This window comes from Rhizobium leguminosarum, from assembly GCF_004123835.1.
Lineage (GTDB): Bacteria > Pseudomonadota > Alphaproteobacteria > Rhizobiales > Rhizobiaceae > Rhizobium > Rhizobium leguminosarum_M.
Window position 1 is genome coordinate 360,213 of record NZ_MZMU01000018.1, and the last position, 11,726, is coordinate 371,938.

The 11,726-nt window shown below is 62.9% G+C and carries 9 protein-coding genes; all 9 read right to left on the reverse strand.

Going from position 1 to position 11,726, the window contains the following annotated elements:
• Positions 1-9: 9 nt before the first annotated feature.
• The 9 genes from B5P46_RS26475 to B5P46_RS26515 all read right to left on the reverse strand — a co-directional run bounded on the left by B5P46_RS26475 (position 10) and on the right by B5P46_RS26515 (position 11,692).
• Entirely contained in the window at positions 10-1,641 is a 1,632-nt protein-coding gene (locus tag B5P46_RS26475) for an ABC transporter ATP-binding protein (protein ID WP_129421316.1), read from the reverse strand.
• Positions 1,634-2,461, reverse strand: coding sequence for an ABC transporter permease (locus tag B5P46_RS26480; RefSeq protein WP_129421317.1), 828 nt, complete (start codon positions 2,459-2,461; stop codon positions 1,634-1,636). The genes B5P46_RS26475 and B5P46_RS26480 overlap by 8 nt, the downstream gene beginning before the upstream one ends.
• The gene (locus B5P46_RS26485) at positions 2,458-3,465 is read right to left on the reverse strand and encodes an ABC transporter permease (RefSeq protein ID WP_129421318.1); all 1,008 of its coding nucleotides are present in this window, start codon (positions 3,463-3,465) and stop codon (positions 2,458-2,460) included. Before B5P46_RS26485 ends, B5P46_RS26480 begins: the two co-directional genes overlap by 4 nt.
• A 99-nt stretch (positions 3,466-3,564) precedes the next feature.
• Positions 3,565-5,154 (reverse strand): ABC transporter substrate-binding protein, encoded by a 1,590-nt coding sequence (locus tag B5P46_RS26490; RefSeq protein ID WP_129421319.1) that lies wholly within the window; start codon positions 5,152-5,154, stop codon positions 3,565-3,567.
• 118 nt (positions 5,155-5,272) lie between these two features.
• Positions 5,273-6,055 (reverse strand): carnitinyl-CoA dehydratase, encoded by a 783-nt coding sequence (locus B5P46_RS26495; protein WP_129421320.1) that lies wholly within the window; start codon positions 6,053-6,055, stop codon positions 5,273-5,275.
• Between the two features lie 6 nt (positions 6,056-6,061).
• On the reverse strand, positions 6,062-8,116 hold the full coding sequence (locus B5P46_RS26500; protein WP_129421321.1) for an acetate--CoA ligase family protein: 2,055 nt from the start codon (positions 8,114-8,116) through the stop codon (positions 6,062-6,064).
• Positions 8,117-8,120: 4 nt separating this feature from the next.
• On the reverse strand, positions 8,121-9,281 hold the full coding sequence (locus B5P46_RS26505; RefSeq protein WP_129421322.1) for an acyl-CoA dehydrogenase family protein: 1,161 nt from the start codon (positions 9,279-9,281) through the stop codon (positions 8,121-8,123).
• 10 nt (positions 9,282-9,291) lie between these two features.
• Positions 9,292-10,782: a carnitine 3-dehydrogenase gene (locus B5P46_RS26510; protein ID WP_129421323.1), complete on the reverse strand. Its 1,491-nt coding sequence runs from the start codon at positions 10,780-10,782 to the stop codon at positions 9,292-9,294.
• A 7-nt stretch (positions 10,783-10,789) separates the two neighbouring features.
• Positions 10,790-11,692 (reverse strand): 3-keto-5-aminohexanoate cleavage protein, encoded by a 903-nt coding sequence (locus B5P46_RS26515; RefSeq protein ID WP_129421324.1) that lies wholly within the window; start codon positions 11,690-11,692, stop codon positions 10,790-10,792.
• Between the last annotated feature and the right edge of the window lie 34 nt (positions 11,693-11,726).

Consider the following 11,726-nt stretch of genomic DNA (forward strand, 5'->3'; position numbering starts at 1 on the left):
TATGCACATTCAGTTGCCGGCGCTCTCCATGCGTCGCGTGGCGAGCACGCGTTCCAGCCAGCCGATTTCCATTTCCGGCACGGATTTCAACAGCAGATCGGTGTAGTCGTCAAAGGGCGGCGACAGCGCCTTCGATTTCGGACCGAACCGCACCAGCTTGCCGCGATGCATCACCGCCACGCTGTCGGCGATCGCCCGGACGATCGCGATGTCGTGGGTGATGAAGATGTAGGACAGCTGTTCTTCTGCCTGCAGGCGCAGCAGCAGCTTGAGGATGCCCTCCGCCACCAGCGGATCGAGCGCCGAGGTCGGCTCGTCACAGAGAATGAGCTCGGGCTTGGCGGCAAGCGCTCTGGCAATCGCCACGCGCTGCTTCTGGCCGCCTGATAGTTCGGCCGGGTAGCGATCGACGAAGCCCTTGCCCATTTCGATCTGCTCGAGCAGTTCCTTCACCCTTGCCGTCTTCTGCGCCCCCCTCAGGCCATAGTAGAAGGTCAGCGGCCGGCCGATGATGTCGCGCACCGTCTGTCGTGGGTTCATGGCCGTATCGGCCATCTGGTAGATTAGCTGGATGCGCCTCAGGTCGTCGTTCGGCCGGTTCTTGAGGCCTGGCATCAGCGGCTTGCCGTCAAAGACGACGCGTCCGCTGCTCGGCGGCAAAAGGCCGGTGATGACGCGCGCCAGGGTCGATTTGCCCGAACCGGATTCGCCGACGACCGCGAGCGTCTGCCCCTTCGGCACATGCAGCGAGACATCGTGCAGCACCTTGAAGCCGTTGGAATATTCGGCGCTGACATTCTCCACTTTGAGAAGTGCCGCAGACTGGTCGGCGGCCTCCTCGCGGTAGGCTTGCCTGACATTGACGAGGGCGCGCGTATAGTCTTCCCGTGGCGCCTCGATGATTTGCTGGACGCTGCCATATTCCACTTGTTTGCCGTAGCGCAGGACCATGATGTCGTCCGAGATCTGGGCGACGACGGCAAGGTCGTGGGTGATGTAGAGGGCAGCCGTGTGCGTCTCCTCGATGGCATGCTTGATCGCCGCCAAGACGTCGATCTGCGTGGTGACGTCGAGCGCTGTGGTCGGCTCGTCGAAGACGATGAGTTCGGGGTTGGAGCAGAGCGCCATCGCCGTCATCGCGCGCTGCAACTGGCCGCCGGAGACCTGATGGGGAAAACGCTCGCCGAAGGCTTCGGGATTGGGCAGGCCGAGAACCCCGAACAGATAAAGCGCACGTTTGCGCGCCTCGTCCTTGCTCATCAGTCCATGTTTGACGGACGCCTCGATCACCTGATCGCCGAGCCGATGCGCAGGATTGAAGGCGGCGGCCGCCGATTGCGCGACGTAGCAGACCCGCGCGCCGCGGATTTGACGGATGCCGTTCTTGCCGAGCGCCAGGATATTGGCGCCATCGAGCAAAACTTCACCGCCGGTGATATCAGCGCCGCCTCGGCCATAGGCGAGTGCGGAAAGGCCGATCGTCGACTTGCCGGCGCCGGATTCCCCGATCAGGCCGAGAACCTTGCCCTTCTGAAGGTCGAAGGAAACGCCGTCGACGATCGTGACACGCTTCGGCGGTTCGCCCGGCGGATAACTGGTTGCTTCGATCTTCAGATTGCGAACGGAAAGAAGCTCAGGCATCGCCGCGCCCTCCCTTGAGGCTGGATGTGCGTTTCAGGAGCCAGTCGACCACGAGATTGACGCAGACGGCCAGCACAGCGATCGCCGTGCCCGGCACCAGCGCTGCCGAGATGCCGAAGATGATGCCGTCCTTGTTGTCCTTGACCATGCCGCCCCAATCGGCCGCGGGCGGCTGAATGCCGAGGCCGAGGAAGGAAAGCGTCGACAGGAACAGGATCGAGAAGGCGAACCGCAGTCCGAACTCTGCCAGCAGCGGCGAGAGCGTGTTCGGCAGGATTTCGCGGAAGATGATCCAAAGCTTGCCTTCGCCGCGCAGCGTCGCCGCCTCGACGAATTCCATAACCGCGACATCAAGCGCTACGGCGCGGCCGAGGCGGTAGACGCGGGTGGAATCGAGGATCGCCATGACGAGGATCAGCACGACGATGTTTTGCGGCAGCACCGCAAGAACCACGAGCGCGAAGATCAGAGTCGGGATCGACATCATCAGATCGTTGAAGCGTGAGAGGACGGTGTCGATGAGGCCGCGCGAGACGGCCGCGGTGAAGCTCAGGATAACGCCAAGCGAGAAGGAGATGACGGTGGCGGCGGATGAGACCAGCAGCGTCGTGCGCGCGCCATAGATCAGGCGTGAGAGAATGTCGCGGCCGAGATTGTCGAGGCCGAAGATATATTGATCATCAGGCATCTGCCAGACGTCGCCGACGACCTGCGTCTCGCCATAGGGCGCGAGCCAGGGTGCGAAGATCGCAAAGATGAAGGCAATGGCGATGCCAAGCATGCCGATCCAGGCGGTGATGGGGATATCTCTCAATCTCATCTTGGATGCCTCAGCCTGGGATTGGCGATAATCGCGAGGATATCGGCCATCATGTTGAGGAAGATGTAGACGGCGGCAAAGATCAGGCCGCAGGCCTGCACGACGGGCATGTCGCGCACGGTGACCGCATCGACCATATATTGCCCCATGCCGGGATAGACGAAGACCACTTCGACAACGACGACGCCGACGACGAGATAGGCGAGATTCAATGCGACGACATTGATGATCGGCGCGAGCGCATTGGGGGCGGCGTGCTTGACGATCGCCCGGAAGGCGCTAAGGCCCTTCAGCTCAGCGGTCTCCATATAGGCCGAGGACATGACGGAGAGGATTGCGGCCCGCGTCATGCGCATCATGTGCGCGAGTACGACGAGCACGAGGGTCGCCGTCGGCAGCGCGATCGCCTTCAACCGCTCGACGAAGCCCATGCTGTCATAAACGGTCGCCGGAAAGGTCGCCATGCCGAACTTCACGGCGAAGAACAGGATCAGCAGGTAGCCGATGAAGAATTCCGGCAGCGAGATCGCCGCGAGCGAGATCACGTTGATGATCTTATCCGGCAGGCGATTGCGGAAATGCACCGACAGCATGCCGAGCCCAACGGCAAGCGGCACCGATATCACCGCTGCGAAACCCGCCAGGAAGAGCGAATTGCCGAGGCGCTTGCCGATCTGCTCGCTGACCGAATTCTTGCTGGCCCAGGAAGTGCCGAAGTCACCCTGGACGGCATTGCCGAGCCATTCGACGTAACGCGTCGTGATCGGGCGGTTCAGCCCGAGGTCCTGGCGAATATTGGCAACGGCCTGCGGTGTCGCCGACTGGCCGAGATAGGTGGTGGCAAAATCGCCGGGAAGGGCTTCCAGACCGCCGAAGATCAGGATGGAAACGGCAAAGAGCAGGACGAGGCTGAGCACGAAGCGCTCGAGGATGAGAGCAAGCAGCGGAAAACGCTGCCGCAACCTGAGGCCGGGCAAGATATTGCTTGGGGCAGGATTGGTCATGGCGAGGACCTCGCGCGCTAAAACGTCGGGAGGACCGCGGGGTTTCATCCCACGGTCCGGGCTTCGTTAGAGATCGGAGGGGCAAACGCCCCCTTGCCATCAGGCGTCCAGCCAGACGCGGGTCGCGACGTAACCGTTCGACATGTCGTTGCCGATGTCGTGGACATAACCCTTCACCTGCTTGGTGGAGGCGTTCACGAAGTCGTTGAACATCGGCAGGATCACACCGCCCTCATCGCGCACCGTCATCGCCATGGTGCGATACATGTCCTTACGCTTGGCTTCATCCAGTTCGGAGCGGGCCTGCAGCAGCAGCTTGTCGAAGTCAGGACGCTTGAACTTGGTGTCGTTCCATTCCGCCGTCGAGAGATAGGCAGTGGAATACATCTGGTCCTGCGTCGGACGGCCGCCCCAATAGGAGGTCGAGAAGGGCTGGACGTTCCAGACGTTGGTCCAGTAGCCGTCGCCCGGTTCGCGCTTGACCTCGATCTCGATCCCGGCCTTCTTGCAGCTTTCCTGATAGAGGACCGCCGCATCGACACCGCCGGGGAAGGCGACTTCGGAAGTGCGCAACAGGACCGAGCCGCTATGGCCTGATTTCTTGTAGTGGAAAGCAGCCTTGTCGGGATCGTAGACGCGCTGCTCGATGCCCTCGGGGAACAGCGCATACGTGCTGTTGATCGGGAAGTCGTTGCCGACCTTGCCGTAACCGCCGAGGATCTTCTGCACCATGGTCTCGCGATCCATGGCGTATTTGAGCGCGAGGCGCAGGTCGTTATTGTCGAACGGCGCCTTGTCGCAATGCATGATGAAGATGTAGTGGCCGCGACCGGTGGTCGAGAGGATCTCGACGTTCGGGGCGCGCTTCAGCAGGTTGACGGTCTTCGGGTCGACGCGGTTGATGTAGTGCACCTGGCCGGACGAAAGTGCGGCGATGCGGGCGGTCGCGTCGTTCATGCCGATGATTTCGATCGAATCGACATAGCCACGGTCGGTGCGCCAGTCGTCCTTGTTCTTTTCGAAGGTGGCGCGGACGCCGGGCTCGAAGCTCGTCATCTTGTAGGGGCCGGTGCCGATCGAGGCGAGCGGATCGTCGACGCCGCCGTTCGGCTGGATGACCAGATGGTAGTCCGACAGCAGCAGCGGCATGTCGGCATTGCCTTCGCTGAGCGTCAGCACGAGATTGCCGCCGTCAGCCTTGATCTCCTTGATCGAACCGAGAACGCCGAGCGCGCCGGATTCCGACTTCGCGTCGGTGTGGCGCTTTAGCGTCGCGACGACGTCATCGATCGTCAGTTCCTTGCCATCGTGGAACTTGACGCCCTTGCGGATCTTGAAGGTCCAGGTCGCCGCGTCCTTCGACGGCTCCCAGGATTCGGCAAGCGACGGCACGGCGGCACCCGTCAGCGGATCGGACTCGACCAGCATGTCGCCCCAGCAGCGGCCAATGCAGAACATGACCTGCGACAGGAATTTTGCCGGGTCCTTGGAATCGGTGGCCGCACCGCCTTCAAGGCCGAGCTTCAGGTGGCCACCGCGCTTCGGTTCGGCAGCTTGAGCACTTTCGGTGAAGAGCTTGTCGGCGACGGCAAGTGTGATGCCCGCCGCCATGGCGCGTCCCATGAATTCGCGGCGGCTGAGCCCGCCCACGGTGACACGGCTTGCGAGATATTTGGTGTAGTCGTTCATTCCCCAGTTCCTTCTTTATGGTGCGTTGACAGAACTTCCGGGCAGGTCCGCAGGCGGTTTCCTCTCCACCTCCGGTGCCCGCATCATGCGGGAAAATAATGCGGTTGCTGCCGCCTGGTTATTTTCCTTTCCAAATGGGGCTTCGCTTCTCGGCGAAGGCCCGTGCGCCTTCCAATTGGTCCTCGCTCGAATAGAGCCTGTCGACCGTCGCAAACTGCCGTTTGGTGATCTTGTTCATGGCAGTCTGGAACGTCGAACCCTCCGCTTCGCGCACGATTTCCTTGATGGCCGCATAGACGAGCGGCGGCCCGCTCTCGAGTAGCCGGGCAAGCTCCCATGCTCTCTCCATCAGCCTGTCGGCCGGCAGGACCTCGTTGACGAAACCCCAGCGATGCGCCTCGTGAACGTCGAGCCAGCGACCGGTCAAAAGCATGTCCATGGCGATGTGGTAGGGGATACGTTTCGGCAGCTTGATGGAAGCCGCATCGGCAACCGTGCCCGAGCGGATTTCCGGCAGGGCGAAGGTCGCATGCTCGGCGGCGAGGATCAGGTCGGTCGACAGCGCGATCTCCAGACCGCCGCCGCAACAGATGCCGTTGACCGCACAAATGATGGGCTTGTTGAGGTCGCGCAGTTCCTGCAGCCCGCCGAAACCACCCACGCCGTAATCTCCGTCGACCGCATCGCCTGATGCAGCCGCCTTGAGGTCCCAGCCGGCACAGAAAAACTTCTCGCCGGCGCCCGAGACGATGGCGACACGCAATGCCGGATCGTCGCGGAAATCTCGGAAGATCAACCCCAGGGCGCGACTGGTCGCAAGGTCGATGGCATTCGCCTTCGGCCGGTCGATGACGACTTCGAGCACTCCGTCGTCTTGTCGTGTGCGAATGTGGTCGCTCAACCTATGCTACCTCCTCCGCCGTATCAGAGCATCGACTACGGCAACGCCACGCCTTTCGGGAAGAACCATCAATGGATTAATGTCCAGTTCCTCCAGGGATGCCGCGTTCTTTACGACATAATCTGCCGTTGCTGAGACAGCGCCGACAGCGGCCTCGAGATCGCCTCTCGGCCGCCCACGATAGCCATAGATCAATTTTGCAAGTTTGAGACGCGAAATTGCCGCGTGAATATCGGTTTTCGTCGCCGGAAGGGGCAAGATGATGGAATCTTCAAGCAATTCAACGAAGATTCCGCCCGCTCCAAGCGTGAGCGACAATCCGAAGACAGGGTCGCGGATGGCGCCGACAATGAGTTCGGCGACCGGCGGATCAATCATTTTCTCGACCAGATAACCGGCATTCGGCGGCATGGCCGCCGCCGCATTCGACACTGCCTTAGTGTCCTCCAGGTTGAGTGCGACGGCCCCAGCCTCGGTCTTGTGGGCAATGCCGAGCGCTTTCAGCACGACGGGAAAACCGAGCCGCTGGGCCTGCTCGGCTGCTTGACCGGGAGAGGAGGCCAACAGCCCTTGCGGAACCGGAAGGCCGAAGGCGGCCAGCTCCGCCTTCGCATCGGCCTCCGTCAGCGTCTCAATCTCGCCATCGATAGAGGACACATCGAGCAGCGGCAGGGGAGGCGGGCGATCCCACGCCTGGCCGATGCCGGCGGCGACTTCCGCTGCCGTGATGGTTTCGTCGATACCGCAGAAGGCAATGATGCCATTTGCCATCAGCCGATCGGCGATGGGCTCCGGCATGTTTTCCGGGAGGGTCGCCAGAAGGCCGGCCAGCGCACCTGTTGCGGCGGCGGCCGTCATGACCGCGTCTGCCGTCATCGCCCATTCGGACGCATCGCAGCGGTCACCGCGGGGGAAGTCGAGGACGACGAGATTGAGAGCATAACCGCCCTCGAACATGGCACTGAAGGCTTCGGTCTGGCGTGCGAGATCACCCCAGACGAAGGTGTGGTAATCGAGCGGATTGGAAAGCGTCACCATCTCGCCGAGGACCCGCCGCAGACGGGGCATTTGTTGCGGCTGCAGCGCGGGGAATTCCACATTGCGACCGACGGCGGCATCCGCCATCAGCGAGGCCTCGCCCCCGGAACAGCTCATCGACGAGATCGAATGGCTTGCGAGCGGGCCGGCGACATGCAGCAGCTTCAAGGTTTCGAGCAGCGCCGGCAAGGTCTGGACACGGCCAAGACCGAGGCGGGCGAGCACGGCATCCGCGACGGCATCGCTGCCGGCAAGCGAGGCGGTATGCGACACCGCCGCGCGTTTTGCCTGCTCGGACCTGCCGACCTTCAGCACGACGACCGGCTTCCTCGACCGCCGGGCCATGGTGGCCAGGCGTTCGAGTGCCGAGAGATCGCCGAAACCTTCGACATGAAGGCCGACCGCCGTGACGCGCGGATCGTCGATCAGTGCGCAGGCGACATCGGCAAGCGATGTCTGCGCCTGGTTGCCGGCCGTGACCACATAGGCGATCGGCACGCCGCGGGTCTGCATGGTCAGGTTGATGGCGATATTGGAGGATTGCGTGAGGATCGCGACGCCACGTTCGATACGCTGTATGCCATGCTGATCGGGCCAGAGCAGCGCACCGTCGAGACCGTTGATCAGCCCGTAGCAATTCGGCCCGAGGATCGGCATGTCGCCGGCTGCGTCCAGCAGGGCCTGCTGCAGCTCGGCGCCGTCGCCGAGTTCACCCGTCGCCTCGCTGAAACCCGACGCATAACAGACCGCACCGCCGGCACCGGCCTCAGAAAGGCTGCGGACGATCTCGACGGTCAACGTCCTGTTGACGCCGACGAAGGCGGCGTCAGGCGCCGAAGGCAAATCGGATACGGAGCGATAGCAGGACCGCCCGAGCACCTCGTCGAGTTTGGGATGGACAGGCCAGATCTCGCCGGCAAAACCCATGCGATCGCACTGCTCGATCACCCTGCGCGCCTCGCGGCCGCCGAAGACGGCGATCGTTTGCGGTCTGAGCAGGCGGTCGAGCGAGCGGGGCATCATCGGCTCACGCTCCCAAAGGTCGAAGCAGATCGCGGCTGATGATATGCCGCTGGATTTCAGAGGTACCGTCCCAGATGCGCTCGACGCGCGCATCCCGCCAGAAGCGGGCGAGCGGCAGGTCGTCCATCAGGCCCATGCCGCCGAAGATCTGGATCGCCTCATCGGTGACCCTGGCCAGCATTTCGGAGGAGTAAAGCTTGGCCGAGGCGATTTGCCGGTCTGCGGAGAGCCCGGCATCGAGCCGCCAGGCGGCGGCGAGCGTCAGCCAGTCGGCCGCGTCGATCTCGGTGATCATATCGGCGAGTTTGAACGACACGCCTTGATTGGCGCCGATCGGCTTGCCGAACTGCTTGCGCCCGGCGGCATAGGGCAGCGTCATGTCGAAGACACGTCGTGCCCGGCCGACGCAGGTGGCGGCAACCGTCAACCGTGTGCCGTAGAGCCATTGATTGGCGATATCGAAGCCGCGATGCACCTCGCCCAGCACTTGGGCTTCCGGAAGTCGGCAATTTTCGAAGCTGAGCGTTGAGTTGTGGTAGCCGCGATGCGAAACGGAATCATAGCCTTTGAGGATCTCGAAGCCCGACGTGCCGCGATCCACCAGGAAGGCGGTGATCTTCTTCTTGATACCTTTCGGCGTTTCCTCCTCGCCCGTCGCGGCAAAGACGATGACGAAATCGGCGACATCCGCATGGGAGATGAAATGTTTCGTGCCGTTGAGGATGAAGTCGCCACCGTCGCGGCGGGCAGCGCATTTCATACCGCGCATATCGGAACCGGCGTCCGGCTCGGTGATGGCGAGCGCATCGATCTTCTCGCCGCGCACCGCGGGCAGGAGATAGCGCTCGCGCTGCTCGCCCTCGCAGGCCATCAGGATGCCTGAAGGCCGGCCGAAGAAAACCGTCAGCCCCAGGGAACCGCGCCCGAGCTCCCGCTCGACCAGCGTGAAGGTGACATGGTCGAGGCCGGCGCCGCCGACCTCTTCCGGGAAATTGCAGGCGTAGAAGCCGAGGTCGATGCATTTGCGCCGGATCTCGTCTCCGAGCTCCGGCGGGACGATGCCGCTGCGTTCGACCTCGTTTTCATGCGGATAGATTTCGGTCTCGACGAAGGCGCGGACCGTCTCGACGATCATTTCCTGTTCTTCGCTCAGTCCGAAATTCATGCCGATCCTCCTACCGCCTCTCGCCGACGTGACGGCCGACACCGTCAGGCGCGGCCAAATTCGCATGGGCTTCCGCAATCGCCTTGACCTTGTCGATGATGCCAGCCGGCGCCGGTGTGGCCTTGCCGGCCTTGCTGTCGACATGCAGCAACATGTGCTCGGCGGTTGCGAGAGCCTCGCCCGTCACCGTGTCGTACAGGGTGTGGAAGACATGCAGCCGCTTCTCGTCGACGGAGAGGATTTGGCAGGTCGAATGGATCGCCTGGCCGAGCTTCGCCTCGCCGAGATGGCGGATGTGAGTTTCCACCGTGTAGTAGCTTTGCCCCGCCTCGACATAGGCGAGATCGACGCCGATGAGGCGCAGCAATGCGTCTGATGTATCGCCGAAAACCTGCAGGTAGCGGTGTTCGGTCATATGGCCGTTATAGTCGACCCAGGCGGGGCCAACCTTCGTCTCGACGAGCTTGAGCGGCTTCGACGGATCGAAAGATGCGGTCGCCCTGCCACCTTGCGCCCAGAGCGATTGCTCGAAGTCCTTCAGCAGCTTGCCGGCGCCCCAGCCCTTGCCGCCATCGCCGCCCTTGAGGGCCTGGAGGATGCCGACAAGGTTTTCGTCGCGGATGCGTTCGAGCTCGCGGATCGACAGGCCAGCCGCCTGTTCATCGGATTGCCGGCCGATCTTTTCGATCAGCGCATCGTCGAGATCGACGACGTCGGTGAGCTTGGTCCAGGGCCAGGCGAGGCAGGGGCCGAACTGGGCGAGGAAGTGGCGCATGCCGGCCTCGCCGCCGGCAATGCGGTAGGTCTGAAACAGGCCCATCTGCGCCCAGCGCAGGCCGAAGGAGTAGCGGATGACGTCATCAAGCGTCCCGACGGTGCAGATATCGTCGTGGATCAGCCACAAGGCCTCGCGCCAGAGCGCTTCGAGCAGCCGGTCGCCGACGAAGGCCTCGATCTCCTTGGCGATGTGGACGCCCTTCATGCCGATCGGCGCCAGCCTTTCCATCGCCGCCCGGATGGTCGCCGCCGAGGTCTTCTCGCCGCCGACGATTTCGACGAGCGGCAAGAGATAGACGGGATTATAGGGATGCGCGACGAAGAGGCGTTCGGGATGCTTCATGTCGCGCTGCAGATCGGTCGGCAGCAGGCCCGACGTGGAAGAGCCGATCAGGGCGTCCGGGCGCGCCACGGCATCGATCTCAGTCAGGACGCCGCGCTTGAGGTCGAGCCTTTCCGGCACGCTTTCCTGAATCCAGTCGGCGCCGGCGACGGCTTCCGCGAGCGTCGTGCAGAAGGTCAGCCTGCCGCGCGGCGGCAGGGGTGCGCCGGTCAGCATGGCATAGGCTTTTTCGGCGTTTGCGAGCACTTCGCCGACGATGCGGCTTGCTTCCGGATGCGGATCGAACACGTTCACGTCGACGCCGGCCAGCAGAAAACGCGCGATCCATCCGCCGCCGATGACGCCGCCGCCGATACACGCCGCCTTGTTGATCCCTGTCATGCCGTCCTCAGCGCTTCGTCAGTTTGAGTTTCTTGCGAACGTCTTCCGGGCCGATGATCCTGGCGCCCATGCCCTCGACCACCTGCACGGCCTTTTCGACGAGCTGAGCATTGGTGGCGAGCTGGCCCTTGCCGACGAAGAGGTTGTCCTCCAGGCCGACGCGCACGTTGCCGCCGGCCAGAACGGCTGCCGCCGGATAGGCCATGGCGTTGCGGCCGATCGAAAAGGCCGAAAAGGTCCAGCTCTCAGGCACGTTGTTGACCATCGCCATGAGGGTGTTGAGATCGTCGGGCGCGCCCCACGGAATGCCCATGCAGAGCTGGATCAGCACCGGGTCTTCGATCAGGCCTTCCTCGGCAAGTTGCTTGGCAAACCAGAGGTGGCCGGTGTCGAAGGCCTCGATCTCGGGGCGGACGCCGAGATCCGTCATCTTCTTCGCCATCGCCCGCAGCATGGCCGGCGTGTTGGTCATGACATAGTCGCCGAGGTTGAAGTTCATCGTGCCGCAGTCGAGCGTGCAGATCTCAGGCAGGCACTCGGCGACATGGCTGACGCGCTCGGTGGCGCCCGCCATATCCGTGCCCTTAGAATTGAGGGGAAGGGGGCTTTCGACATCCCCGAAGATCAGGTCCCCGCCCATGCCGGCGGTGAGATTGAGGACGACATCGACATCGGCCGAGCGGATGCGGTCGGTGACTTCCCTGTAGAGGTCGTTGCGGCGGCTGGCGGCACCCGTTTCCGGATCGCGGACGTGGCAGTGAACGACCGCCGCACCAGCCTTTGCCGCGTCGATGGCGGAATCGGCGATCTGCTTGGGAGTGATCGGCACGTGGCTGGATCTGGAAACCGTATCGCCGGCGCCGGTGACGGCGCAGGTGATGAAAACATCGCGGTTCATCGCAAGAGGCATGTTTTTGTTCTCCCTCGTCTTATCCGCATTACGC